Source organism: Streptomyces sp. NPDC090083 (genome assembly GCF_044747445.1).
In the GTDB taxonomy this organism is placed as follows: Bacteria; Actinomycetota; Actinomycetes; order Streptomycetales; family Streptomycetaceae; genus Streptomyces.
Window position 1 is genome coordinate 27,710 of record NZ_JBIVED010000005.1, and the last position, 26,675, is coordinate 54,384.

A 26,675-nucleotide genomic window follows, 5' to 3' on the forward strand; every position below is an offset into this window, starting at 1 on the left:
AACAGGTCGGCGAGGGTGTGGCCGTGTCCGGGACTCACCTACCCCGACGTTCGCTCGGCCCCTTCGTGGAATCCCGTCGAGCCGAGGCGGCTTTCGCTCGGCTGAATTCCGTCAGCCGCGCCCCTCGCTCTCAGGAGTGAGGCCCACGCTGACGAGTCGAACCCCTCAAGAGGCCGACAGGAACATCACGGAAGTTCCGGCGAATGCTTCCAACAGCCTCCCGGCGCCTCAGCGATTCAAGTAGAAGCCTGCGTCGAGGTCGGCGAGCAGAGTGGGGTGGGTCGGCTCCCAGCCGAGCAGTTCGCGTGTCGCCTCGTTCGGCATCTTCACGTCGATGCCGATGAAGGGGAATGCCTTGAAGTGCTCGGCTGCCTGCTCCGCCGACATACTGACCGCTTCGATGCCCAGGTGGCGGGCCACGGACTCGGCGATGTCGACGACCGGGACGCCGGACTCAGTGGCGCCGGTCACCTGCGAACCGGCCGGGGCCTTCTCCACCGCGAGCGCCCAGACACGCGCGACGTCGAGGGTGTGGCCCGCGGCCCAGGTGTTGGCGCCGTCACCGACGTAACCGGCGACGCCGCTCTGGCGGGCGATCCGCAGGTACTGCGGGATGAACCCATTCCGGTCGCGCTCGCTGTGCGTGACGTTCGGGACCGCGACCAGGACGGTGCGCACGCCGCGCTCGGTGTACCCGTGCAGGGCGAGTGCGACCTTGGCGCGGGGATTCCGGTGGTTGACGAGGTCCTCGACGCGGCCCATGCCGATGCCGAGGAAGGCCTTGCCGGTGTCGACGAGTTCGCCGCAGATCGCGTGGACGACCTTTTCGTCCTGCGCGGCGACCTCGGCGAAACGGCCGGACGCGATGCCCTCGTGCTGGAACCCGAGGTGAACGACCGCGTCGACGTTGCGGGCGGCCTCGCGCAGGCCGTCGAGGTCGGTCAGGTTGCCGTGGCGGGCCTCGGCGCCCATCGCCCTGACGGTCGCGGCCGCCTCGTCGGAACGGGCGAGGCCGACGACGTCGTGACCTGCGTGAATGAGTTCAGGGACGACTGCGGAGCCGATGTGGCCGCTGGCTCCGGTGACGAAGATGCGCACGAGGATCTCCTCGATAGGTGATGTGACTTGGTAACATCACCGTAGCATGGTGATGTTACCAAGTCACATCACCTAGAATTGTCCCCATGGCTCGATGGGAACCGAACGCACGAGAACGGCTGGTCCGCGCCGCGGTCGAACTGTTCGCGGAGCAGGGATACGAGACGACGACGGTCAACGAGATCGCGGAGCGGGCTGGAGGGCTGACCAAGACCACGTTCTTCCGGCACTTCTCCGACAAGCGCGAAGTACTGTTCGCCGGGCAGGAGATCCACAACCGGATAGTGGCCGAGGCGATCGCCGAGGCGCCCGAAACGGCTACGCCGCTGGACATGGTCGGCCTGGCGCTGGAGGGACTCGCATCCTCGTTCACCGAGGACCGGCGGGACATCGGTCGGCGGCTTCGGGCAGTCATCGCGAACAGCGCGGAACTACAGGAGCGCTCCGCCTCCAAGCGTGCTGCGCTCACCGAGGCGACGGCGCAGGCGCTCCGCACGCGCGGCGTATCGGAACTCGTCGCCGATCTCGCCGCCGAACTGGGCACGCGTGCGTTCTACGGCGCGTTCGACCGGTGGACGTCGGCACCGGATCCGCGGACTCTCGTCGAGTACGCGCGAGAAGTGTTCGGCGAGCTGAAGACGGCCATGTCCGTGCTCGAATAGCCCGCCCGGCCAGGATGCGGCGCTGTCCGGCTCCGCGGCGCCGCACGCGGCGCTGGCTCGGGCGACCGCCGCGATCGTCGCGACCTGCATCGCCGGAAGCAGCATCATCTGGGCCTGCCGCCCGGTAACCACCGAGCCACTGCCCCTGCACCCCGGGCGCCGGTCGGCGCCTCCGTCCCGGCACGACCGCCCACGTCCGGCGCCCACACTGCCTGACCACCACGACGGCGAGCAGCAGCCGCCGCGCAGGTCCGAACCGACGCGGCTGCTCTCCCTGTCCGCCCCGCCGCAGGAAGCCGCTCTCCCCGACCCGACCCGCCCCGCGACGGGTCGGCGAGGGCGCGCGGGCTCCCGGCCTGCGGCTGAACTCCCGTACGCCCGCGTCCCGTTCCGGTCCGACGCGGCGGCCCGATCTGTGCGCCCTCCAACGAGGACAGGGGCGCGCCTACGTCATCCCCGCCGGCTGACTGAACCCACCGCTTGCACCACCTCGTTCCCGGGCTCCGGCCCGGAACCGGCACCCGGCCCCTGGGAAGTCGCCAGTACGTTCGGCGAGGACGTCAGCACGAACTCGCTCGGCCACGCGCACCGGAAGCGGCGCCACCTTGCACAGGCCGTCCGCAGCAAGGACGAGTAGCATGCGGCGCCGCTGGGAAGACCACCCGCGCGCTGCGCGCCGCTCGCGCCAGGCGGATGATACGGCTGGGCAGGTTCAGGCAGCCTTCCGTGAGGGCCCGCGGCGGGTGTCATCTCGCGTATCAGGTCTCACCGTTCTCGCGCAGCGAGTGGTTCGGCTGTGCTGACGTCCAGAACCGTCACGCCCAGCACGAGCATCGGCTCGACGCTGACCTCCAGCAGCACCCGCGTCATGATGAACGAGGAGCCGGAACACGTGTGTTCCTCCCCGTGAACCCTCCAGCGGATTCTGGTCGGCACCCACAGCCTGTCCTCGACCTGATAGGCCACAGGTCTGCTGAGCCGGCCGTCAAAAGCCAGGAGGCCCGTGCCAGGCACGGGAAAGTCCGGCGCGAAGGGTCGCGCTGGCCCCGTGATCACGGCCCGTACCTGCTGCGCAACCGACTCCGACCGCACCAGAAGGTTCAAGTCCTGGGCGCTTAGCGTCACTTTGGTACCCCATCGCTTCAACAGCGCGGGAATGCCGTCCTTGATCAGGCCCAGGAAAAGTGATCTGTCCGTGCCCAGACGCTGTTCGGCTTCTGCGCGCAGATCGGGGTGAAACGCGGAGCGCGCGGCGAAGTCCTGGTTGCCGGAGAGAAACCAGAGCATCTGGTTCCGGTCTTCGAAAGCGGCGAGCAGGGTCAGCCAGACCACGGTGTCCCGAATGCCGTGGGCATCGGCCTTGCCGACAGCTGCGTCGGCCGATGCGGCCCGGGCGGGAAGACGGCGTTTCGCCACTCGGTCCAAGGCCTCCTCCACGGCGCCTTCGGGCGTCGGCAGGATCGTGCAGAACGCGTGGAGAGCCTCGCGTCGGCGGCGGACAGCGTCTTCCGGTGAACGCCCTGTCAGCTCCTGTGCCTCGAAGTGATGCTGCGCAAGCTGCTCGTCCGCCACCGCCTGAGGCACCGCGAGGGTGTCCCCGTGCAGGTCGGCCGCCGTGTGCAGCATCCTGAACACGCCCCCGTCAGGGAAGCCGGCCAGTTCAAGCTGGTCACTGTCGAGGACGATCAGCGCTCCTCGGTCCGTGTCAGGCAGGTACGAGTTGGTCATGCGTCCCATCGATCAGATCCCCTTCCCTGCCACGCCGGCCACAACGGAGCCGTCCACCTCACCTGGTAACCACTACACGCACAGCGTCGGCACACCTGAGCCCGGGCCCCGGGCTCAGCCGTGACCACGGATCCAGGAGATTGCCATCAGCATCGTTGAACCGCATACACAGCCACGTCCCCCTCCAGAACACGACACGGCATGGACACTGCCAGAGCCGATTACCGAGAGCCTCTCCGACATGAGATACCGATCGTTAGATTTTCCCGAAGAGGCGAAACCAATGAACTGGCGGCGCGTCGCTGCAGGGCGGCCACGTGAGCACTGGTCAACGAGGGCAGGGCAGTCGGCGGCCACGCGGTCCGAGGGGTGCCCGGGTCGCGTGGCCGCCGGCGGGTCAGCTCCTGGCGTCGATCGGCTTGAGCAGGGTGTCAGCGGCGAGGACCGTGACGACCGGGTGCTGGTTGCCCTTGTAGAGGATCACCCGCTGGTAGGTCCCGTCCGTGAACACCGGCGCCGGCTGGTGGTTGGCGATGTGCTCGTACATGCCGTCCTTCAGGGCGAAGACGACCACGTCGTCGTGGCCGGGGCCCAGACGCTCGTGCCGGACGTCCTGCGGGGTGATGATGATCCGTGTCGCCTGCAGGCCACTGGGGTGTTTGGGTATGCGCTGGGTCACCACCTTCGTGGTGCGCGCGTCGACCTTCACGCCGGCGACCGTGGTGACGGCGAGCTGACGGCTGAACGTGTTGCCGTCCGGGTCCTGGCCGTCGACGAAGACCTTCCAGCTGTACGAGCCTGCCTTGAACACGCGCCGGAAGGTGTTGGTGTAGTTCCCGTTGCCGTCCGGGTCGTGCAGCGTGTCGGTGCCGTCAGCGAACAGGCCCGGCGCCCGGTGGCGGGGCCACTGGCTCCAGCCGTTGTGCCGCATCACGTCGATGATGCGCTGCTCGGCCGGCGGCGGGACGTCCTTGCCGGAAGGGTCCGCCACCGAGGTGGCCAGCGACGGAGCCGCCGCCGCCATCTCCTCGCCCAACCCGGCGGCCGGGGCGTCGAGTTCGGCCCGGACCACCGCGCCGAGGACGGGTGTCGAGTCGTGCCGGATCCGGACGGTCAGGACCATGTCGTCACCGGTCAGGTAGGTCTGCCGGTCCAGCGACAGATCGGCCTTGAGGTGCAGGTCCTCGTAGAGCAGCACCTGGTCCGGCGACAAAGGCTCCGGCTCCTTGGTGGTGTTGTTGAGCAGGCTCACCCGCCACACGACCTCCCCCTCGGGGAGCTTGTTCGGCGCGCCGGCCGAGAGAGCCTGGTCCGTCACGGAGATGTTGGGGGCGGGCACCGGGGTGGGCGGGGTGAAGCGGGTGCCGTCCCACAGGTCGAGCGCGATGGTTCCGGCCGTCGGCGGGCTGATCACCGAGAGGACGATGCGGTCGGCGTCCGTCGTCGTGACGTAGACCCGGTCGGGCTCGGTGGGGATGGTGCCGGGTGCCGTGGCGGACGGGACGGGACGGTTGACCTCCTGGGAGAAGTGCAGCATGTCGGTGAACACCCCGGGCAGCTCGGCCGGGTTGACGACGTGCTTGAACCCGGTGTCGGTGAGCTTCTGGAGCACGTCGATGTCGATGGTCGAGCCGAGGCCGATGACGTACTTGCGCGCGGCGGCCAGGATCAGCAGCCGGTCTCCGGTGATGTCGCTGAGCGCCTCCACGGTGCCCTGCGGTGCGCCGTCCGGCAGCGTGTCGCCGATGTAGTAGTGCCCGGAGTTCTGGATCCCGTCGGTCATCACGACCATCGTGAAGCGCCGGTCGGCGATGGGGCCGGCGCCGGCGAGCAGGTCCAGGGCGGTGACGATGCCGTCGCCGATGTTGGTGTTGTCGGCCGGCTGCCCGAGGTCGAGGGTGTTGATGGCGACGCGCGCGTCCTCCAGCGGGGTCAGCGGAAGCACGGTCTCGACCTCGTCCGAGAACGGCAGTGCGTGCCAGGTGCCCGGGTCGGTGAAGGTGACGATGCCGATCCGGTCCTGGTCGTTGACCCCCGCTCGGGCGTCGGCGATGAGGTGGACGAGGGACCTGGTGGCGATGACCGCGTTGGTCCACTTGTCCTCGCTGCCCATGCTGCCGGACCGGTCCAGCACGAGCACGATGTCCTGCGGCCGGTGACTGATCGTCAGGTGTTTGGTCTCGCTGACGTTGGTGAGGAAGCCGTCCGTGCCGAAGAAGCTGGTGACCGTCAGCGGGGCGTCGATCGTCGCGTACACACCGGGAAGTTCCACGTCCAGCGTCGGCTCGTCGGTGGTCTCGTCCATGGGCAGGATCGCGATGCCGGCGTCCTGGTGCCAGAGGTATCTCGGGGCGAACGCGCCGTCCGGCAGGGTGCCGAGCACGGTCGGCTCGGTGGCCGGGCCCCGCGCGTCGTCGGCCCCCAGGGTGACGTGGTCCTGTTCCAGCGCTGTCCCGGGGTCCTGTACGACCGCGCGCGGGTCGCAGATCGCGTAGTCGAGCTTGGCCGAGGCGTCGGAGAACCGGACGACCCACCGGTCCGCGGCGGGGCGGCTGCCGCGCAGGGTCCACGGGGAGCCGAGGGAACCGAGCGTCTGGTTGGTGATCCGGCAGTTGACCAGGACGCTTCCGTTGTCCGGGGGGTTCCGCGTGACGGCCACCGTGAAGTCGCCGACCGTGACTTCCTGGCCCGGCGGGACGGTCAGGAGGTTGATCGGGGCGTTGCCGGTGAGCGTGAGTTCGAGGAGGGGGTCGGGGCCGCCGGCGGCGGGCTGCCCGTAGGTGATGTTGACCGCCTTGGTGACTCCGGCGTCGATGGCCTGGTGGAAGGCCAGCACGAACGCTTTGGAGGTGTCGACCGTGTAGGAGTTGATGGCGGGATCGGTGGACGCGGTGATGTGTGGCTGTGGCATGGAACGCCCTTCTCAGATGGCGGTGATGACCCGTCGTGCGAACAGGTCGGTGTTGGTGGTTCCGTTGCGGTCGTTGGCCCAGACGGCCCACAGGCCCTGGCCGGGCACGGGAACCCCGGCCGGGAAGCCGTCGTTGCCCGGGCTCGGGGCCAGCCGCTGGGGTGCGGTCCAGTCGCCGCTGGCCGCGTTGCGGCGGCGTACGACGACGTGGTTGGTGTTGTCGGAGAACTTCCGGGTGGAGAGCAGCCAGATGGTGCCGTCGGCGTCCTGGACCGCGTTCGGCTGGCTGTCGTTGACGTCGGTGCCCGCGATGGCTGCCGGGCCGCTCCACGTGGTCCCGTTGAGGGTGAGCACGGACAGGCCGCTGCCGGTGCTGTAGAACACCAGCGCCGAGGTCGCGCTGAGTGCCAGGACATGGATGTCGGTCGCGGGCCCGGCGCTCTGCGGGCTGTTGGCGACCGTGTTGGTGACCGGGTTCAGGATGCTCGCGGTGAGCTTGGTACCGTCGTGGAAGGCGATGAACACCAGTCCGCCGGCCGACGCCGTGTGCATGGCCCGGCTGCCGGAGTTCGTCGCCAGCTGCACCGGCGAGGTGTCCGGGAAGGAGTTGTCGGTGTGCTTGTAGCGGCGGTAGGACCACTTGTCGGTGCTTGCGCCCTGCTGGTCGAAGACGAAGACGACGAAGTCGCCCGCAAGGACCGCCTGGACCTTCTGGTCGGCGACGGACGCCGTGTCCGAGACCGTCACCTCACCCGCGCCGGCCAGTGAGCCGAGCGGCCCGCGCTTCAGCTTCAGGTCGGAGTTCGGGTCCTCGGTCGCCGCGGTCTGGTAGGCGACCAAGTAGTCGCCGTTGGGCAGCATCAGCGCGGCCGGTGCCGCGTGCACGCCGGCGCTGGTCAGCGTGGTCGCCGGAACGCTCGTGATGCCCGGGTTGGTCAGGTCGATCCGGGCCAGGGCCACCTGGCTGGTACCGGACTGGCTGGACTGCCAGACGATCACCAGTCCGTTCGCGTTGTCGAGGAACACCGCCTTGCCGAGGAGGTCGGGACCGGGACCGTTGGCGACGGCGACCTCGCCGGTGGTGGGCAGTTGTCCGGCCAGCAGGGAGTTGATCGCGGCGCGCAGGCTGATCAGCGGACGGTTGGTGCCGCTGCGGTAGTCGGCCGGGTCGACGCCCACGGTGTCGAGCACCAGGTGAGCCGGCGGCAGCAGCAGTCGCCGCTGGCGCTTGTCCACGATGTTCGCCGGGGCGATGAGGGTGCTGGAGGCGGGCCTGTTGAGGACGGCGAGCGCGGTGTAGGAGTGTCCGGCAAGGAAGTCCGATGCCCCGGAGACGGGCACGGCGGCGCCGGTGCGGACGACCCATTCGCGTTTGATCCGGGCGCAGGACTCGACGCCGAGACCGGGCAGGATCAGGTTCGGGTCGTCGTCGGGTGTGACCAGGTGCTCCCAGACATCCAGGTAGGCGACCAGGGTCGTGGCGGAGCCCGTCATGGTCAGGGCCGGTACGACGGGGACGCCGAGCTTGGCCGCGAGGGCCGTGGAGCCGGTCTGCGAGGCGTGCAGCGGCTGCGCGGAGAACGCCACGTCGGCCGTGATCATGACGTCCAGGCCGTCGACGATGATCCGGCCGGTGTGCGCGAGCGCGGTGTCCAGTTCGGTGCTGCCGCTGCCGGCCGGGGCGCCCGCGCCGATGGTGAAGTCGTTGCTGAGGCCACCGGTGATCTGGAAGCCGTTGGTGCCCTCGGGCACACCGTCGCCGACGTACCACTTGAGGAACGCCCGGAGCTCGAACTTGCGGACGTCGTCGAGTTCGTTGACGTCCGAGTCGACGATCGGTACGCCCTGTTGCAGCCGCACGTTCACGTACCGCAGCAGCGGGTGGAACGTGCTGGAGGTCATCGAGGCCATGGGTGACTCCTGCTCAGAACGTCAGCCAGACGGTCCGCTGCAACGTGCTCGCGGGGTCCTTGGCGATGACGGGGTGGGTGACGTAATTGACCAGGACGGTGGTCCCGTCCAGGCTCGCGATCAGGCCGAACTCGCGCAGATTGCCGCTGATGTGGTTCGCGTCCGGCCAGTTCGGCACGCTGGGCCCGAGGGTCGCCTGGATCTGGAGCCGGTTGGTGGGCGTCGCGGACACGGTGGCCGTGTCGAGGAAGTCCATGCGCAGGTTCGCTGTGGGCACGGTGTAGGGGTGCGGGTCGACCAGCGCGGTCTGCGCGGCACCGGCCGGCGGCGGACCGGTGCCGTCCCAGGTGCTCAGCCCGGCGCCGACCCGCAGGCCGAGCAGCCCGGACGAGCCAGGGGTCCCGCGCAGCATGGTGGCCAGCAGCCGGCGGCAGTCACCGACGATGGTGTTGTTCCGCCAGCCGTGGTCCCAGACCACTCGGCCCGCCGGGTCGAACAGGACGTCGCGGTACCGGCCGTGCAGCATCCCGGCCGGGTACTCGTTCGCGGACATGAGCGGTTCCTCCTAGCGGAACGGTGGCCACCAGCTGCGTCGGCGCAGGGTGGTGGGCTGGGTGGGGTCGACGGTGACGCTCGTACCGTCGGTGGACAGGAACACCTGCCAGCCGGGCAGGTCGACGCCGGTCTCCTCGGCGATGCGGAGCACTTCGGCGAGCGGGTAGTCGTCGTTGAACGCGTCGGCGAGTTCGTGTCCCGCCGGGAAGAGCAGCTCCTCCAGGGGTCCTGAGCCGAGCACCACGACGGCACGGAGGTTGACCGGCAGGAACCGCTCCAGGAGTTGGCGCAGGCGGTCGGCGTCGCGCTGGACGAGCGGCCGTCCGGTGGGCCCGCGTTCGACGTAGAGCCCGATGGTGGACGGCGTGTAGACCTCGTCGGCGGCGAGTGCGCCGCCGTCGGGGCGTTGCGGGGTGTAGCCGAGCAGGTCGCCGAACTGCCGGGTGCCGCGGTTGCGGTCGAGGTCGGCGAGGGTCGCGGTGACGGTGCCGGCGAACCGGCGCACGGACGCCTCCTCGGGCGCGCGCCGGCTGGACTGGTCCGGGCCGGGGCCGGGCACTCCGCCGCCGAGCCGGCCGAGCGCGACGTTGCGGTCGCTGCGGAAGAGCAGCCAGGTCGCGCCGTCGGGAAAGGTGACCGGGGCGGGGTTCGTGTCCGACGCGAGTCCGCCGGTGACGGCCACGGGCGGCGCCGGGCTGCCCGCGGTGTCGAGGTCGGCGGACCACAGGCGGGGGCCGCCTCCGCGGTCGGAGCGGAAGTGGACGCGCGCCGCGCCGCCCGGCAGCGGGACGAGGGCCGGTTCCCGGTCGGTGGCGGTCGCGTCGGTGACGTCGGACGGCGCCGACCAGCCGGCGGACGGGAAGTCGAGATGCCGTACGACGATGCGCCACCGGTCGTCCTGGTCGGCGTGGGCCTGCCGGACGGCCGAGGTCAGCCAGAGCCGGTCGCCGTCGGCCGTGAGGTGCGGGTCGCGTTCGCCGGGGCCGTCGGTGGCGAAGCGGGCCGGCGCGGACCAGGAGCCGCTCAGTGCGAGGACCGGGGTGGTCGATCCGGACACGGTCCGCCACGCTCCCGAACCGTCCAGGAAGGAGAGTCCGGCGGCGGTGCCGGCCCAGACGGTGCCCTGGTCGACGAGGACCGTCCGGCAGTCGGCGCTGGGCAGTCCTTCGGCGGGGGTGTGCACGCGGATGTCGCGCACCGACCGGATCTCGGCCGGCCCGGCGGCCGTGGCGGCCCACACCACTCCCCCGTCGTCCGGCTGAGGCTGGGGGTTCGGCGCCGGGGGCGCGGGCGCGACCTGCCGTACGTCGGCGCCGAGGTCCACGGTGCGGACCGACGCGTCGGCGCCGACGCGGGCGACGCCCTGGGCGAGCGCGGTCCACAGGGAACCGTCCTGTGCGGGTGCCGCGTGCCTGGTCTCGGTGCCGGTGAGGAAGGTGGTCCAGGTGCCCGCCGGGTCGAGGCGGGACAGGCCCCCGCCGGTGGCGAACCACACGGCACCGGTCGCGTCGGCGGCGATGTGCCGGACGTCGTCGCTCACGAGGCCGCCCGCCGTCGCCGTGACGGTCTGCCAGGTGCCGTCCACGGCGCGGGCGGCGGCGCCCGCGCCGTGACCGAACCATGCGGTGCCGGACGGGTCGACGGCGACGGTCCGCACATCGGTGGTGGCAAGGCTTCCACCGGTGTTGCCGGGCGTGAACACGGTCGTCGTGCCGTCCGGCCGGCGTACCGCGCCCCCGGCGGCGGTGGCGAACCAGCTCGACCCGTCGGCGTCGACCGCGATGCCGCGTACGTCCGTCGACGGCAGCCCGGTGAGCGGGGTGAGCGCGCCGTCCCCGGTCAGGACCCGTACCCCGTTCGTGGTCGCCAGCCGGATCCGGCCGTCCCACCGCAGCCGGTACAGCTGCCAGCCGTCGGTGCGGCTCGCCCAGCACAGCCGGACCGCGCCCTCCGGGTCGAGTACGGCGGTGCAGTCGGTGTGCCGGCCGGCCGGTATCGCGGGGATGTCGGTGGCCGGGGCCCAGTCGATGTCGGGCTGCCAGTCGCCCCGTCCGGTCAGCGCGCGGTCGCCGAAGCCCAGGGCCCGGGCCGCGGTCGAGGCGGCCAGGTCGGCGCGCAGGGCGATGCCCGGTCCGCTCGCGGTGGTGGCCAGTGCCAGGGAGCCGTCCCCGGCCACGGAGGCGGTGACGCCGGTGAGTTGGGCGTTGAACGCGGCGGTGACCTCGTCGGCGCGGGCCGCGGAGGGGTCGGCGTAGTCGGCGGCCCGTACGGTGAACTGTTCGGTGGCGCCGAACCCGGTGAGGGTGAGCACCGTGCCGGCGGTCAGCGCGTACGGTGCCTGCGTGTCGCCGCGCAGCCGGGCCGGGGTGGGTGCGGCCGGGGTGGCCAGCCGCCAGCGCAGCCGCGCGGCACCGGTGTCGGGGTGCTCGACCCAGGCCAGGCCGAGCCGTCCGTCCGGCAGCGCGACCGGCGCCGGATCGGCCTGCGGGGCGACCGGCTGGGCCTCGACCACCCGCGTGTCGGCCCAGGCACCCCGGAAGTAGGCCTTGAGATGCAGCCGGGGGACGACACCGCCGGCGCCGACGGTGGAGGCGTGCGCCAGCCACAGCCTGCCCGTCGCGTCGGTGACGGTGGCGAGCCGGCCGCGGGCCGCGCCGTCCAGCGAGACCAGCCCGGCGGTCGCGGTGCGCACCTCGATCCGGGACGCCTCGCCGGTGAGCCGGGAGATCAGCCGCACCGCGCCACCGACCGTGTCCGCGCGCAGTTCGCCGATGTCCCGGTTGACGATCGCCGCGACCTCGGCGGCGGTCGCCGCGCCGAGGTCGGCGAAGTCCGCAGGACCGAAGGTGATGGTGACCGGCAGTCCGCCGTCCGGCGCGATGGTGACGGTCGTCCCGGCGCGCAGTGCGAAGGGTTCGGTGGCCGCGCCGGTCAGTACGGCCTGGGTCGTGGCGGAGCCGGTCGCGATGTCGTGCGGTGCGGTGAGGCCGAGGACGGCGGACGCCTCGTCGGCGCCCCACCACTGCCCGTCGCGCGAGATGGCGGCGAAGAGGTTGCGCTGCGGTGCGATCCCGGCGCGGGTGACGTGCTGGGAGAACTCGGCGACGCGCGTCGACCAGCCGGTGTAGAAGTCCACGAGGCTGCGCAGTCCGGGCACGGTGCCGACCGCGTCGTAGAGCCTCGGGGCGGTGCGGATCTCGTTGCGCTGGCGGGCCAGATCGGTGTCGGCGGTGAGGTCCCAGCCGACCCACTGCGACAGCAGCGGCAGGAACCGGCTGTCGACGTCGGACACGGCGCGCAGTCCGCGCAGGTTGTCGGCGGAGCTGCGGATCGTGTCGACGGCGGCACCGTAGACGTCCACGAAGCGCCTCAACTGCCCGCCGCCCACGCCGGCTTCGGGCAGCAGGCCGGTGCCGGCGTCGGGCGTCCGGGTGACGGTGTCGTGGCGCCGGTACACCTCGGGGATCAGCTCGTACAGGGTGCGGTGCGCGCCGTGCACGTCGCCCGGGGTGGCGACGGCCCGCATCGGACGGGCCAGGGCCGGGCTGTCCAGTTCGTAGTAGTAGGGCGTGCCGGCGTCCAGTTCGCCGCCGACGCCGCCCACGTCGAGGAGGTCGACTTCGAGGCGCAGTACGGCGCGGTCGGCGCCGAAGACGGTGCGGGTGACGAGCCGGAGCACCTCCCGGGACACGGCGGTCGCCGTCTCGGTCACGGTGACGGTCCGCTCCCGGAGCCGCCCGGCGCCGGTGGACGTGTCGCGGTCCGGCAGGTCGGTCACGGTGAGCGCGCCGGGCACCGGGGCGGGCGGGAACGCGGAGCTGTCGTAGAGCACCCAGGGGGCGCCGGTGTCCGGGAAGGCGAAGTCGCGGGTCTTGCGCCGGACGGTGACCGGTGGTGCGTCGAGCACGGTCTCGCCGGTGTCGGGCGTGAAGGCCCAGCGGACCCAGATCCGGCGGCCGATCAGGTCGGCGCTTGCGGTGAACGTGTCGATTCTCATGGCAGGGTCGTCCGTACCGTCACGTCGAGGGTGCCGAGGACGGCGATCTCGAACTCGCCGACGTCGATGCGGCCGTCGGCGGCGACGTCGAGGGTGACGGCGTCGCGGAGGAAGGCGGGCAGTTCGGCGAGCGGCGGCAGGTTGTGGCGGGCGAGTTCGGCGTCGACGTCGGGTGCGGGCCGGTCGTGCCGGCGCAGCCCGGTGACGGTCGCCGCGAGGACGCCGGGGACGGACTCGGCGGCGGCGAACACCTCGCTCTGGAACAGGGACTGACCGAAGTCGACGCGGGCGAACGACAGCAGGGCGGTGATCGCGGCCTCCACCTGCCCGGCCACCGCGTCGGTGACGAACCGCTCGTCGACGAGGAGTTCGACGCCGATGTCGACGGCGACGGGCTGCGCGTCCAGTACCCGGACCAGGCAGCCGGCCATCCGCTTGTCCTCGAAGTAGCCGACGAGCCGGTTGCGCAGCGCCTCCGGTACCGGGACGAGGGTGTCCCCGGCGGGGGCGACGAAGAGGTCGATCTGGTTCCAGGAGACGCTGCGGGCCCGGACCTTGGCGACCGTGCCGGTGCTGTGGGCGAGTGCTTCGTAGTCGCCGGCGGTGACTGCGCGATTGGTCGACCGGAACGCGAAGGGCGCGTAGCGCGCGGCGTGGTCGGAGCGTTCGGCGTCGCTGCCGCCGCCCGCCGCGGCCCGGTTCGTCACGGACTGGAGGGTGTCGATGGTGGTGAGGGCGGTGGTGACGGTACCGGCGGCGAGGTTTCCCGCGGTGCCCTGGCAGACGCGGTAGGAGGCACGGACGTTGTTGAGGCCGGCCGGTGGTACCCGGCCCGCGCCGAACACGGCGTGGCCGATCCCGTCGGCGTCGAAGAGCAGTTGGTAGTAGCGGGCCTCGGGGTGCGAGAACACCGCGCGGCCGTCCGCGGCGATGTCGAAGAGGAGACTGTCGCGGCGGTCCCATGTCACCCAGCCCGCGCCCTCGTTGACCTCGACGACCACGGACGAGACGACCACGGACGCGTCGGGCAGCGCGAAGGACTGGCTGTCCTCGCCGGTGGACGAGCCGATCAGGACCGGCCCGACGGCGCGGCTCTGCTCGACGGGGAGTCCGTCGTAGGTCACCACCGGTCTGCCGTCCGGTCCGGTGCCCGGGCGCAGTTGGTCGGAGAGCAGCACCAGGTCCAGGTCGGGACCGAGGTAGGTGAACTCGATCGCGGCGGCGCCCGGTGGCCGGGCCGCGAACTGGGCGCCGCTCGGGACGGTCACCGTGCGCGGGCCGGCCGGGCGCGGGAACGTGAGCAGCAGGTCGGCCATCGCCGGTGCGGCCGGGGTGAGTTCGTAGCCGATCAGCCGCAGCAGGTCGACGATGCTGGCCCGCTCGGTGGCGGTGCCGGGGAACAGTTCGCTGGCGATGCGGTCCTGGTAATAGAGCATGATGTCGCCGACGTAGGCGAACAGGTCGACCAGCAGCATGCCGAGGTCGGCCGGGCTCTGGTCGGTCCATTCGGGCAGGCGCTGCTGGGCCAGCCGGAGCATCGCCGTGCGCAGGGACGCGAAGTCCTTGTCGGTGTAGTCGATCGCGGGCGCCGGTGTCGTCATCGTCCTACACCAGGGGGACGATCATCTCGGCGGACACGGGCTTGTCGCTGTGCACGTAGCTCAGCGTCAGCCGCAGTTCGCCGTCGGACCGGGACAGCCGGGCGCGGGTGACGACGACGCGCCGCTCCCAGCGGACGACCGCTTCGTGGGCCTGCTTGCGCAGCAGGTCGGCGGTGACGTCGTCGTCGGGTTCGTGGACCAGAGTGTGCACCCGGGTGCCGAAGTCGCGCAGCATGGGCCGCTCGCCGAGCCGGGTGCCGAGCAGGATCCGCAGATCGTCGCGGATCTTCTGGGTGCCCTCGGTCCAGGCGATGCCGCCGGAGTGCGGGTCGATCCGGAACGGGAACGCCGCTCCGCGGGCGTCGGCCATGGGAATCTCCTTCTTCGCTTTCTTCGCTTCACTTCACGACGGCGGACTGGCTGAGGTGCACACCGGGCTGGAGGACGAGCGGTGCGAGCTGGGGCGACGGTGAGCCGGGCGGTCCGTGGACATGGCTGAGGAGCTGGCTCCAGAGCTGGCTGAAGCCGTTGCCGAGGAGGGTGGGTTCGCTCGCGCCGCTGCCCACCTCGACCTTGGATCCGTCGAGCACGATGTGGTCGGCTCTGATGTGGACGCTGCCGTCCGACTCGATCGAGACGAAGGAGCCGCCGCCGTGCCGGACGAGGACGCGTTCCCCGCCGGCGGTGTCGGTGAGGTCGACGGTGTGCCCGGCGGCGGTCCTGATGACCTGGTGTTCGGGCGGGGTGACCTGTGCCTCGGGCGGGACGGCGTCCGCCGGGTACCAGACGCCCACCCAGATCGGGGCCCGGGTGTCGCCGGCCGCGAACTCCACCCATACGTTGGCTTCGTTGGGCGGTACGAAGAAGTGTCCGTGCGGGAAGCAGGGCTCGGCGGTGACGAGGGCGTCCGGTCCGAAGATGTCCGGGACGAGCACCTGGAGCCGGCCGCGCTTGCCGTCGTCGGCGTTGTCCTTCACGATGCCGCGGTACTTGCCGTAGAAGTTGCCGGTGTGCCGGGTGAGTTCGTCGGACAGCATGTCGGGTCTCCGCTCAGCGGGTCGCGGTGATGTGGGTGAAGTAGCTGGACTCCTGGCGGTCGCCGACCAGGTCGCGGGTGTACACGTGGTTGACCTTGGTCAGGTACCAGGCCCCCTCGGCCCAGGGCGCGAGTCCGGTGATCCGCAGCATCGCCTTCGCGCGCAGCAGGACGTTCCCCACGGCCTTGCCTCGGCCGCTCATCCCGACGATGCGGGTCGGGTCCGTGACCACGCGGTTCCTCGCGTCCCGGGCGGTGCCGGCGGCCTTGCCGACGACGCGTTCGGCCGGGGCGGTGAGCTGGGCCTGTGCGGCGGCGGCCTTGCCGGTGAGTGCGGTGATCGCCGCGCGCATCGGGTCGGTGAGGGTGGGGTCGCGGGCGGGCTGGGGTGCGGCGAGCGGGGGCCGGGGTGGGGTGACGGGCGCCGGCTGGTCGACGAGGTGGCCGGTGTCGGGGTCGACGGTGCTGGCCGAGCGGGCCGGGAGGGCACCGGAGCCGATCCGCTCGTAGGCGAAGGTGACGAGGTCGCTGCCCACCCGGCAGTAGCGCAGGGTGCCGACCGGTTCGGTCTGGGCGATGGACTCGACGGAGCGGAAGGAGAACTCGGACTTCAGCTTGTCGGTGAGTTCGACGAAGGCGAGACAGCCCTGGCTGCGGGCCTGGTCGAGGATGAACTCCCAGACGGAGGTGGCGACATAGCGTCCGGCGTTGCGGGCGTCGGGCGCGGTGTCGTCGACCGGTGCGATCGTGCCCACCGTGATGCCGGTGCCGGAGGCGGTGACCAGTTTGGTGAGCAGGGCGCTGAGTGGTTCGCCGGTGTTCCAGGTCTGCGGGTCGAACGGGGTCTGGGCGAGCCGGTGGCTGTAGTCCCGGGCGGTCAGTTCCACGCGCTGGCCCTCGGGGCCCGCCAGGACCTGGGTGCTGACGACGACGCCTTCGAAGAGCGCCGCGTGCTGCATCCGCCGGCCGAGGGTGAGGCGGATGACGAGGCCCTCGAACGAGGCGTGCGCGAGGACGCCGGTGGGGTCGTCGAAGACCACCTTCGCCTCGTCGGTGAGGCGGTCGTGGTCCTCGACGGCGACCGAGCGCACCGGCACGGTGACATCGCCCAGGTCGTCCGGGCCTGTGCCGACCTGCACGGTCGCGAACGCGGGCCGGTTGTCGCCGCCCGTCGGGGGCGGGGTCGCCAGGGACATCTCAGAACACCCGGTCCCTGCTGACCAGGCCGACGTCCTGGGAGGCCGGCACCGCGAGGGCGGCGCCGGGCCGCAGGTCGAGCGGGAACGCGACCGGGTTGGCGTCGGCGATGCGCCACCACACCTGGCTGTCGCCGAAGTAGCGCCAGGACAGGTACTCGATGTCCTCGACGCCGGTGACCCGGTGTTCGTAGTCGACGGCGTCGGCGGCGGGCGGTGCGTAGCGGCGGATCGCGACGGTGGGCCGGGAGGTGCCGGTGGCGTCGACGGCCGGGTACACCGCGGCCTGTTGGTAGCGCGAGCTGATCGAGACGGACATGGTCGTGGGCTCCCTTCAGAGTTCGAAGATGTTCTGGACCAGGCCGGCGCCGGGCACGGCCTGCACCCAGTCCTGGAGGTCGAGCTGGCCGTAGGACTTGCCGACCTCGACCAGCCGGTCGAGCACGTCGAGGCTGGTGGTGATGGACGCGGTCTGTTCGTTGAGGGTCAGGCTGACCTCGGCGCGTTCCGGTGTGAGGTCGGGCTTGAACTTGGTGATCTTGATGTTGAGGTCGGTCATCACACAGTCGAGGTCGATGCCGCCGAGCTTGAGCGTGCACACCGGTGGCTGGGCGGGCGGGCAGAACGTCTTGGCGCCGCTGAACCAGGCGAGTACGTCGTTGACGGGGTCCCAGGCCGGGTTGATGAACGAGCGGAGGACCGCGAGGCTGGGCTCGATCCGGCCGCCGAACCGCGCGTCGTCCGTCGCCGAGCCGTCCCCGCCCTGCTGGGCCGGGATGTCGGGGAGGGACCGGGCGTCGAGGGCGAAGTCCAGGGCGAACGAGCGGGGTTTGCCGAAGTCGGCCTCCAGCGCCTTGGTCCCGACCAGTGAACTGCCGATCTCCTTCAGGTCGGTGGCGATCCCGCTGATGTTCCCGAAGCCCTTGGACGCCTTGGTCTGGTCGAAGGCCCAGTTGCCGAGGCTGGTGGTCTCCCGGTAGGCGAAGCTCTTCTTCTCCGAGAGCAGTTCGGGGTTGAACTGGAACCGGAAGATCAGCGGAGGTACGGCGATGAGGTTGGCGAGGTAGCCGGCGGTGCGTGCCATGGCGACTCCTAGATCGGGTGGGGCAGTCGGCTGCCGCCGCCGCGCTGGTCGTAGTCGAACCACATCCGGGCGTGCCGTTCGATGTCGTCGGACGGGCTCGTGGACGGGGCGGGTTCGGTGGTGGTCCAGGTGACCGGCGGCAGCGCGAGCGGTCCGGGGGCGGCGCTGTCCACGTCGACGACCACCTCGTCGATCTGGATGGTGGCCCGGGTCCGGCCCGCCGACTCGGCTGCCCTGCGCGGGATGCCGTCCTGGCCGGCCGGGCTCGCGAAGTGACCGGTGATGGAGGACAGCAGGCCGTCGAGTCCGCCGTGGGTCAGCCAGGACTCGTAGGCGTTGGCGACCGCCGTGAGGCCGGTCTGCGGGGTGGCTGCCTCGCCGACGACGAGCCGGTCGGCCAGCCGCGCCGACTGGGTGCTGACCTCGTCCAGGGCGCGGCCGAGCCGTGCGTCGGACTGCTGGGTCGCGGTCCGCGCGGCGGCCTCCAGGGTGGAGCCGACGGTGCGCAGTCCGTCGGAGAGCTGTCCGCCGCCGAGGGCGATCGCGTCCGTGCCGGCCTTGCGGACCTGGCCGAGCGAGTCGGTCAGGTTCTGGATGAACGCCTTGTCGGAGAAGGCCGCGCCGAAGTTCGGCGGCGCGGGCCGCACGGCCACCTGGCCGCCGTTGTCGAACGAGGCGGACACCATGCCGAGCTTGGCCGCGTCGGTGAGCGCGCCCTGCTGCTCGGCGGAGATCCGGGTGTCGGTCTTCAGCTCGAAGACCAGCGGGAGCACCGCGGGCAGGATCCGCACCAGATGGGTGACGAGCCGGAACGCCCTCAGGTCGCCGAGGTTGCGCAGGACCGCGTCGATCGTGGGGATCAGCCAGTTGAGCAGTCCGTCCACGGTGGCCCTGACCGCGTCGCCCAGTACGGCGCCGATCCGCAGCACCGCGAGGAGCGCCTGCCGGACGCCGTCGAGGACGCCTCCGATGATCCCGTCCACGGTGGAGGCGAGGACGCCTACGACGGCGGCGCCGACGCGGGCCACGACGACCGCCGTGTCGAGCGCGAGGACCAGCAGGGCGCCGCGCAGCAGCAGGACGACCCGCAGTCCGAAGCGGAGTGTCTCGGCGAATCCGAGCCGGATGTCACCCAGCCGGCTGATCAGTACCGCGAACGTGCCGACAGCGATGGGCAGGGCGAGGACGAGGCCGTCGACGACCTTCGCGACGGAGTTCAACGCCGTTGTGGCGCTGCCCAGTTGATCGACGACGGGCTGTGGTCCCACGGGTGTGCTGCCGCCGGCCCGGAACAGTCCGGTGAGCGAGTCGACGGCGGTCCTGATGCCGTCGAGCTGGGCGAGGAGGCCGGTCGCCGGAGTGGTGGGAGCCGTGGCCTGCGGTCCGGGCGTGGCCCCGGGCGTGACCGCGGGGCCGCCGATCACGGTGAGGATGTGGTCGATGTGCTCGGCCAGTTTCGCGAGGTCCTGGAGCGACCACACCAGGCGGAACTGTGAGACGGCGCCGCCGGCGGCGCCGCCGATCAGGTTGCCGACGAACCCGCCGATGCCCCCGAGCAGTCCGGAGAGGAAGTCGCCGAACCCGCCGCCCGGCGCGAGGTCGTTGATGTTGACGACGTACACCTTGAGGGCGCCGTCGACCATGGGGGGAGCGCCGAAGGCGGGTCCGGCGGTGATGACGGAGGTGAAGGCGAAGGTGCCGTAGGTGGAGGTGGCGCGTTCGATGTCCTCCAGGGCGCGGCGTCCGAACCGGGTCTGGGTGAGCAACAGGCCGAGCTGGGTGATGAGTTCGCCGGTCTCGTCCATCAGACCCGCACCCCCTCGGTGAGAATGCGCAGCCGTCGTTCACCGGTGCGGAAGGCGTCGCGGACGGCGCCCGCGAAGGCGGCGGCCACCGCGTCGGCGAGGCTCTCGTCGAGTGCGCGGCCGGCGCGGACGCGCAGGGTGAGCCGGGGCAGGACGACCCGGCCGAGCGCGGCCCGGCGCAGGATCCGGGGCGAGGTGGGCGGCGGTTCGCCCGCGCGCCCGACCAGTGCGCCGACGTATCCGTCGACGACGGCGCCGACCACCACGAATCCGCCGTCCGCCAGCCACGACTCGAAGATCCGCGCCAGCTGGTCGGGGGGCGGGGCCGCGCTCTGCCGGCGGATCTCGTCGCCGAACAGGCGGTCGGCGAGTGCGGCGGAGCGGTCGCCGACCGCGTCCAGTCCGGGCAGCCGGCCGGCGTCGCGCTCGGCGGCGAGGCTCGCGTCGGCCAGGCCGTCCAGACCGGTGGCGGTGCTGGTGAGTGCGGTCCGGACGGCGGTGCGCAGCCCGTCGCCGAGGGCATCGACCGCGCCGGTCAGGGCGGGAGCGAGGGCCGGGTCGAGCAGGCGGGGGAAGTCGGAGTGGAAGGCGAGGGGCGGGGCTTCGGGAAACGCGGGCAGGAGCATGCGGATCGGGCCGTGCGTGTCGAACAGCGCGTCCAACAGCCGCCGGGCGCGGCGGAGTTGACGGTTCGCGTAGGGCCACAGCCGCAGGGGGCTGCGGCGCACCTTTTTCCCGACCCACTCCAGAATGTCCGAAAGGGTGCCGTACAGGGCCTGGTTGAGTCCGGTGCCCGGTTCGTCGAGGAGGTCGTTGAGCGAGAAGGCGAGCACGTCGGTGACCGCCGTGTCGCCGATCTTGGGGATCAGGCGGGCCAGGTTGAAGTCGAACGCGGTGGTGACGACGAACAGCGCCACGCGCAGGAACCGGACCACACCGCGCAGGGAGTGACCGAGTGCGCCGAGGAAGTCACGGATGCCGACGCCGAGGGCGGAGCCGAACGCCTGCCAGAAGCGCACCGTGAAGTCGAGGTGCGCGCCGAGCAGTCCGGCGACCCCCCGGGCCGTCCGGGTCGTGGTGCCGGTCAGTCCGGCGAAGCCCGCGAAGGCGGTGCCCAGCGCATGGCGCCTGAGGTCGAGCACGTCCTGGAGCTGCTGCTGAAGCCCGCGCCGGGTCGCCCTGCCGACGATGCCGAGCAGGGATTCGGCCGCGGCGGGCAACAGCACGACGAACGCGACACCGGTGGCGATGCCCGTCGCGATGCCGTCCAGGGCGGGGGACGGTGGTGTCGCGGGAATCGGGGACGTCTCGGTCCGCGGAACGGGCACGAAAGGCTTGAGCTGGGCGGCGAACCGGTCGATCTCACCGCCCCTGGCACTGGCCTCGGAGAGGGCCCGCAACGCCAGTACCGCGACTCCGACGAGGTCCGAGCTGTCGAACATGGCCGGCTTCGGGGCCGCCGCGGACACCGAGGTGTCCAACGCGGCGGCGACGGACAGGAGTTGGTCCAGCAGACCGGGTATCGCCTCGGCCTCGTCGAGTCGCAGCGGCCGGGTCAGTCCGGCGAGGAACGCGAGACCTGCGTCCGCCAGGCTCGGTACGGGCGCGGTCCTGGTGAGCGTCCGGCGCTGCGCCGGTACGACGCGCAGGGTCACGGCGCCGTCGACGAACCGGAGCGCCGGGAAGCGTACGGTCGCGCGGTCGGCCTGCCGTCCGGCCAGCAGTCGGCGTTCCAGCACGGGGCGTACGGCCCGGCGGGCGACGCGCAGGGCGTGTTCCTGGGAGGCGAAGGCCGGGGCGAACCGGGCGGCGGCCGCGGCGAAGTCGATCGGCATCGTCGTCACCCGCCCGCGCCGGTGAGGTAGGGCTGGTCACGCAGCCGGGCCAGGAGTCCGTCCTGGAAGCGGCGTACGTCGTCCGGGTCGGCGTCGGGGACCCGCAGGCGCAGTGTGTGCACGACCGGCCGGAGCACATCGCTCGGCGGCAGTTCGGCGACCGGGAACCGGGTCAGCAGTTCGTCGAGCTTCTCGCGCAGCGGGCCGCGCAGCACGGGCGGCAGCAAATGGTCGACGATCGCGATCAGCGGCGCGGGATCGACCGGCGCGCTCAGGAGGCGGGGCAGCTCGGGCACCTTCGGGCCGGTCACAGTCGGCACCGGGACCGTCGGGACCGGGGTCACGAGCGGCGGTACGGCCACGGGGGCGGGAGGCGCCACCGTGATGTGGGGCAGGGCGGGTGGCACGGGGAAGGTGAAGGTGGCGGAGACGGACGGCAGTTCGGGCAGCGCGGCGAACAGCGGTGCGAGCGCGCTCGGTCCGGTCGACGGCTCGTCGGGCTTCTCCGGGGCCTCGGCCACGGCGGCCGTGAAAACGCCGAGTTCGGCGCGGAGCGCGGTGAGGACCCGGACGGTCGGGTGGCCGCTCACCAACTCCCCCACGAACGTGTGGAGTTCGGTGGGCAGCGTGCCTACGGCGAGTTTGCCGCCCAGCGTCGACAGCGCGGACTCCAGGACACCGAGGCCGCCCGCGAACGCCTTGCCCGCCGTGGTGAGTTGGGTACGCAGGACGCCGGTCACCCGGGCGAGGAGCCGTCCGGCCGAGAGCGCTTCGTCGGCGTAGGACGTCGTGTCGGAGACGACCGCGGTGATCGCGGTGGCGGCCGTGCCGGCGAGCGTGGCGAGGCCGTTCAGGAGGGCCGCGACGGGTGCGAGCGCCGGCCCTGCCCGGACGACGAGGAAGGCCACGGCGCCCAGTGCCTGGCCGAGCAGCCGCGCGAGCTGCGCCCCGGCGATCACCAGACCCGCGGTGAGCGGGTTGCGCATCCGGTCGCCGAGCACCTGGCCGATCAGCTCGCGGGCGGCGATGAACAGCCGGGTCAGAGACCCGAACAGCTCGTAGGCGGCACGTACGTCACGGCGGTCGCCGAGTGCCACGAGCAGGCCATAGCCGAAGCCCGCTGCGGCCAGTCCGCCCCCGACGAGGACGCCGGTGCCGACCGGCGCGACCACCAGGCCGACAGTCAGCACGAACGGGGCCAGCCGCCACAGCACCGAGAGGATCAGTGTCTTCCAGCTGAACTCGGTGAACCGCGTCACCAGATAGACCCCGGCCAGCGCGTACAGCGGGTCGAGCGCCATGCCGACGACCTTGCCGACGAATCCGAGCAGCGCCCCCGCCGCGTTCGGGCCCCCCTGGCTCACCGGCACCGAGCCCTGGGCGGCGAGGAATTGCCGGTCCAGCTCGGCGATGTTGACGATGTACCCGCTGAGGTTGAGCCGGGTGAGAGGGGTCTCGAACCCCCACCAGTGCACGAGGAACGCGGCCCGCGCCCGTTCGACGACCGCCGACTCGTGGTCGACGATCTCCAGCCACGGCGTCAGGGTGCGGACCGTCGCGCGCAGCGACGCGGTCAGGCCGCGCAGCAGCATCATCACCGGCATGGCGTCGGCCCTCCCCTCGGTCGGCTGGTCAGCCGCGGTCGCGGGCCGCCTCCACCTGGGCGTTCTCCCGCTGGATCTGTTCGACGAGCAGATCGACGAACTCGCGCCGGTCCCCGGTGGCCATGTCCATTAGCTCGCCGTAGGACCAGTGCAGGTGGTAGCCGAGAAAGAAGACCTCCCGGCGGAGCTGGTCGAGACTCACTCCAGAACTAAAAAATTCGTCATGTCCAAGGTGGCCCGCATCTCGTGACCGCAGGCCGGGCAGTCCAGCTCGCGGATCAGGTCGATGCCGGGTGCGCCGTCGTTGAAGGCGCGGTCGATCAACCGCCGGTCGGTCAGGGTGAGATCGGCCAGGATCTTCGGTCCCAGCGCCTCCAGCCGGTGCGAGGGCAGATCACCGAGCGAGCGCAGGCAGCGCGAGAGCAGCGCGTTCTTGCCCAGCGAGGCGTTCTTGCGCAACTGCGGCGCCGCCGCGGCCTCGTCGTCGCCGCGGGCCAGCCGCAGGGTCATCGCGGTGTGCACCGAGCCGTCGCGGTCGACGTATCCGTCGAGGAGCTCCACGACCACGTCCTGCGGCGGTTCCCCGTCGGGGAGCGGACGCACCGGCAGCGCGTCCAGGTCCTCGGTCTGTTCGAAGCGGTCACCGCAGGACGGGCAGGTGTAGGCGGCCCGCAGCTCCGGCCCGAACGTGAAGCTGCGCAGCCGGATGAGCAGGAAGTTGCGGTCCAGCGAGTACATGGCGTCGATGTCGGCGCGGCGCACCTGCTGGAGGTCACCGAGCCGCACGACGCAGCTGTGCAGCAGCGCGGTGACCAGGCGGCCGCCGTTGCGCTGGTTGGCCGGGTCGGCGAGGAGCGCCTCCTCGCGGCCGGTCATCTTGCGCAGGGTCACCTGCCGGTGCGTCTGGCCGTCGTGGTCGACGTAGCCGATCGGGAGGGTGACGTCGAGTTCGCGGGCGCCGGCCCGGCCGGGCGCGATATCGGTGAGGGTCATCGGCGGGCTCCTAGGAGACGCGTTCCAGGCCCTCGTGCTCCAGCACGATGGTCTGAAGGAAGAGGTTGGTCGACCCGGCTTCGAGGTCGGTGAACTTGGACGACTTGACCCATGCGCCGTAGAAGGCGAACTGGAGGACGACGTCGCCGAAGTGGCGCTTGACGATCATTCCGTTCTTGCGGACCGAGGATCCGCCCTGCCGTGGTGCGTTGAGGCGGAACGTCTGCTGGAACCAGTCCAGGAACCGTTTGTCGTCGGCGCTGCCGTCGACGCGCCGCTCGATGGTCAGCGGCTCGAACTTCATCTTCGCGGCGGCCAGTTTGTAGACGTGACCGCTGCCGCCGTCCGGTTGCTCGATGGTGTCCAGCTCGCCTTCGCTGAGTCCGGACACCTTGCTCACGCTGGGGCTCTCGACGCCCTCGATGACGAGGACGAACTCGTTGGCCCGGTATCCCTCGTCGAAGTCGTTGACCCTGGGCATGACCGCTCCTCACTTTCCCTTCGGTGGGACGGTCCGACGGGACCGTCCGGTGGGTTCAGACCTCACTGGTCGTGGCGCCGCTCGCCTGTTGGCCGACGGTGATCACGATCGTCTCGGCCGGCCGGGACGGGTAGAACAGCACCTGGACCTGGAGCAGGCCCTGCTGGACCTGGTCGGGCGGGTTGTTGGTGGCGTCGACGGTGACCGTGAAGGTCTCCTGCGGGCTGCCGGTGCCGAACGCGCCCAGCCGGTGCAGCCCCATCAGGAACGGGGTGACGGTGCCGAACTTGACGGCGCTCCACAGCGATTCGCGGTTGGGTTCCTGCCGTGCCCAGCGCAGTCCGGTCCGCAGGCTGCTCTCGACGAAGTTGAACAGCAGCCGCACGTTGACGTAGCGCCAGCGCGGGTCGGAGCTGAGCGTCCGGGAGGCGTCCACGACGATCCCGGCCCGGGACACCGGCCGGATGCCGTTGACGGCGCCGTTGACCACGAGATCGGTGTGGTCGGCGTCGGAGAGCCGGGTCTCCACGTCCAGGACGCCCAGCAGGTTGGCCTCGTCGCCGGCCGGTGCCTTCCAGATTCCGCGGGTCGCCTCGATCCGGGCGTACACGCCCATCACGTGTCCGACGGGCGGGAGCGTGATCTGCGGGGCGGTGCCGGTGCCGATGGGGTCGGGCACGACGATCCACGGTCCGTAGAGCGCGCCGTAGGCCTTCCGGGTCTGGAGGCCCTGTCCGTAGGCGACGGCCTGGCCGGCGGCCACGAATCCCTCGGGGACCGCGCCGACGAACACCGCGTCGCCCCGGCCCGCGCAGTAGGCGAGTGCGGCCTGTGCGATCGCGGTGTCGGTGCGCTCGCAGCACAGCAGTTGGACGTCGAAGGGGTCGAAGGCGGAGAACCCGGTGTGAGCCGCGGGATCGCCGATGAAGTGCGTGGCGGTGGGTGTGCCCTGGGCGCCGCCCTGGAGGGCGAGGAAGCCGTTGGTCGCGGCCGGCCGGTCGACTCCCGGGCTCGGTGTGCCGACGTCGACCAGGCGGATGTACCGCGACCCGGACAGCGGGTTGTTGAGGACGGTGGGCGCGTAGTTGGCGACGCCCGCCTCCATCGACAGTCCGGTGTACGTCTCGACGGTGTGGTCGGTGTCCCCGCCGCCCTGGGCGACGGTCAGGTCGAACTCGGCGGTGGAGACGGTGACCGCGTGCAGGTCGGTGAACGCGCCCGGGTTGGGCAGATCCGGTGTCCAGGTGACGGCGCCGCCGACCGGGTCGACGGACAGCAGCCGGACCCGGACGGTGGCGGTGCCGTCGGTGACGATCAGGGCGTCGCCCACGTCGAAGCCGTCGGGCCTGGCCAGTTGGGTGCCGCCGGCGCCGAGCGCGACCGGGGTGCCCTGCACCGGGTTGGCCGTCGCGGTGAGGCCGAGCGCCGCCGCGTCCGCGGTGACCTGGAGCCCGCTCCAGCCGCCGCCGACCGCCGCGCGCTCACCGGTGGAGGTGAGCACCAGCGCGTTGCCGCCGCTGAGCGAGGCGACCAGCAGCCCGGTCCTGCGGTTGATGGCGTCGCGGATCTCCTGCCGGGTGGCGGCTGCCGGGTTGGCGAAGTCGGTGCCGACGAACGTGATCACGGTCGGCGTGCTCGCCCCGTCCACCTTGACGGACAGGGTGGGCGGCGAGGACATGTTGACGGTCGCGGCGAGCGGGGTGCCGGTGATCGTGGCGGGTGCGGACTCGCGCAGCCGGCTGCTCGCCGAGGCGCTCAGCGCGGTCTGGACGAACAGTCCGCGCCCCCAGACGCCGGGATCGGCCTGTCCGCGGTAGCCGGCCTCGACGCGCAGGGTGGCGTTGGTGCCGCCGGTGTCGGGCAGGGTACGGCTCGCGACGGCGTCGGCGGTGCTGAGCGTGGGGTCGACGATCCGGTTGACGTAGGCGGTCTGGCCTCCGTTGTCGAAGAACCCCTTCACCAGGTAGGCGCCGAGCCCGCCGGTGAAGTAGCTGCCGAACTGGGCGACGAACTGCACGAAACTGGTCACCCGTACCGGTGTGTTGGGTACGCCGCGCTGGGTCAGCACGTTGAACGCGCCGACCGAGACGGCGGCACCCGTGACCGTGGGTGCCTCGGTGCCGTCGGTCTCGATGACGTTGACGCCGATGTTGAAGGCCATCGCAGGGTTCTCCTTCC

At 71.6% G+C, this 26,675-nt stretch carries 20 protein-coding genes; 1 reads left to right on the forward strand and 19 read right to left on the reverse strand.

Features of this window, described 5'->3' with window-relative positions; translation table 11 throughout:
* Positions 1–228: 228 nt before the first annotated feature.
* Positions 229–1,098 (reverse strand): NAD-dependent epimerase/dehydratase family protein, encoded by an 870-nt coding sequence (locus tag ACIPTO_RS19565; RefSeq protein WP_401193756.1) that lies wholly within the window; start codon positions 1,096–1,098, stop codon positions 229–231.
* An 86-nt stretch (positions 1,099–1,184) separates the two neighbouring features.
* Between ACIPTO_RS19565 and ACIPTO_RS19570 the strand changes: the two genes are divergently transcribed.
* Positions 1,185–1,760 (forward strand): TetR/AcrR family transcriptional regulator, encoded by a 576-nt coding sequence (locus ACIPTO_RS19570; RefSeq protein ID WP_401193758.1) that lies wholly within the window; start codon positions 1,185–1,187, stop codon positions 1,758–1,760.
* A gap of 765 nt (positions 1,761–2,525) precedes the next feature.
* On the opposite strand, the gene ACIPTO_RS19575 is transcribed toward ACIPTO_RS19570, so the two are convergent.
* The 18 genes from ACIPTO_RS19575 to ACIPTO_RS19660 all read right to left on the reverse strand — a co-directional run bounded on the left by ACIPTO_RS19575 (position 2,526) and on the right by ACIPTO_RS19660 (position 26,658).
* Positions 2,526–3,488: a PIN domain-containing protein gene (locus tag ACIPTO_RS19575; RefSeq protein WP_401193760.1), complete on the reverse strand. Its 963-nt coding sequence runs from the start codon at positions 3,486–3,488 to the stop codon at positions 2,526–2,528.
* A gap of 397 nt (positions 3,489–3,885) precedes the next feature.
* Positions 3,886–6,399: a VWA domain-containing protein gene (locus ACIPTO_RS19580; protein WP_401193763.1), complete on the reverse strand. Its 2,514-nt coding sequence runs from the start codon at positions 6,397–6,399 to the stop codon at positions 3,886–3,888.
* A 12-nt stretch (positions 6,400–6,411) separates the two neighbouring features.
* Positions 6,412–8,310, reverse strand: coding sequence for a DUF6519 domain-containing protein (locus ACIPTO_RS19585; protein WP_401193766.1), 1,899 nt, complete (start codon positions 8,308–8,310; stop codon positions 6,412–6,414).
* 13 nt (positions 8,311–8,323) lie between these two features.
* A complete protein-coding gene (locus ACIPTO_RS19590) occupies positions 8,324–8,863 on the reverse strand; it encodes a hypothetical protein (protein ID WP_352184110.1) in 540 nt (179 codons plus the stop codon).
* 12 nt (positions 8,864–8,875) lie between these two features.
* Positions 8,876–12,862 (reverse strand): hypothetical protein, encoded by a 3,987-nt coding sequence (locus tag ACIPTO_RS19595; protein ID WP_401193769.1) that lies wholly within the window; start codon positions 12,860–12,862, stop codon positions 8,876–8,878.
* Positions 12,859–14,463 (reverse strand): baseplate J/gp47 family protein, encoded by a 1,605-nt coding sequence (locus ACIPTO_RS19600; RefSeq protein WP_401193771.1) that lies wholly within the window; start codon positions 14,461–14,463, stop codon positions 12,859–12,861. The genes ACIPTO_RS19595 and ACIPTO_RS19600 overlap by 4 nt, the downstream gene beginning before the upstream one ends.
* A 4-nt stretch (positions 14,464–14,467) precedes the next feature.
* Complete coding sequence (locus tag ACIPTO_RS19605) at positions 14,468–14,833, reverse strand: GPW/gp25 family protein (RefSeq protein WP_352184113.1); 366 nt, start codon at positions 14,831–14,833, stop codon at positions 14,468–14,470.
* A gap of 28 nt (positions 14,834–14,861) precedes the next feature.
* Complete coding sequence (locus tag ACIPTO_RS19610; RefSeq protein WP_366325821.1) at positions 14,862–15,500, reverse strand: phage baseplate assembly protein V; 639 nt, start codon at positions 15,498–15,500, stop codon at positions 14,862–14,864.
* A 13-nt stretch (positions 15,501–15,513) separates the two neighbouring features.
* Complete coding sequence (locus ACIPTO_RS19615; protein WP_401193775.1) at positions 15,514–16,695, reverse strand: hypothetical protein; 1,182 nt, start codon at positions 16,693–16,695, stop codon at positions 15,514–15,516.
* 1 nt (position 16,696) lies between these two features.
* Complete coding sequence (locus ACIPTO_RS19620; RefSeq protein WP_401193778.1) at positions 16,697–17,014, reverse strand: hypothetical protein; 318 nt, start codon at positions 17,012–17,014, stop codon at positions 16,697–16,699.
* 15 nt (positions 17,015–17,029) lie between these two features.
* Entirely contained in the window at positions 17,030–17,779 is a 750-nt protein-coding gene (locus ACIPTO_RS19625) for a hypothetical protein (RefSeq protein WP_401193780.1), read from the reverse strand.
* Between the two features lie 8 nt (positions 17,780–17,787).
* Positions 17,788–19,584 carry a hypothetical protein gene (locus tag ACIPTO_RS19630; protein ID WP_401193782.1) on the reverse strand — a complete coding sequence of 599 codons (1,797 nt, stop codon included), beginning with the start codon at positions 19,582–19,584 and terminating at the stop codon, positions 17,788–17,790.
* Entirely contained in the window at positions 19,584–21,419 is a 1,836-nt protein-coding gene (locus ACIPTO_RS19635) for a hypothetical protein (protein WP_401193784.1), read from the reverse strand. The genes ACIPTO_RS19630 and ACIPTO_RS19635 overlap by 1 nt, the downstream gene beginning before the upstream one ends.
* A 5-nt stretch (positions 21,420–21,424) precedes the next feature.
* Positions 21,425–23,023, reverse strand: a complete 1,599-nt coding sequence (locus ACIPTO_RS19640; protein ID WP_401193787.1) for a hypothetical protein — start codon at positions 23,021–23,023, stop codon at positions 21,425–21,427.
* Between the two features lie 28 nt (positions 23,024–23,051).
* Positions 23,052–23,225: a hypothetical protein gene (locus tag ACIPTO_RS19645; RefSeq protein WP_401193790.1), complete on the reverse strand. Its 174-nt coding sequence runs from the start codon at positions 23,223–23,225 to the stop codon at positions 23,052–23,054.
* Complete coding sequence (locus ACIPTO_RS19650; protein WP_401193793.1) at positions 23,222–24,016, reverse strand: hypothetical protein; 795 nt, start codon at positions 24,014–24,016, stop codon at positions 23,222–23,224. The genes ACIPTO_RS19645 and ACIPTO_RS19650 overlap by 4 nt, the downstream gene beginning before the upstream one ends.
* Before the next feature lie 10 nt (positions 24,017–24,026).
* Positions 24,027–24,497, reverse strand: a complete 471-nt coding sequence (locus ACIPTO_RS19655) for a phage tail protein (protein ID WP_261702309.1) — start codon at positions 24,495–24,497, stop codon at positions 24,027–24,029.
* A 55-nt stretch (positions 24,498–24,552) separates the two neighbouring features.
* Complete coding sequence (locus ACIPTO_RS19660) at positions 24,553–26,658, reverse strand: phage tail sheath C-terminal domain-containing protein (protein WP_401193795.1); 2,106 nt, start codon at positions 26,656–26,658, stop codon at positions 24,553–24,555.
* Positions 26,659–26,675: the final 17 nt, after the last annotated feature.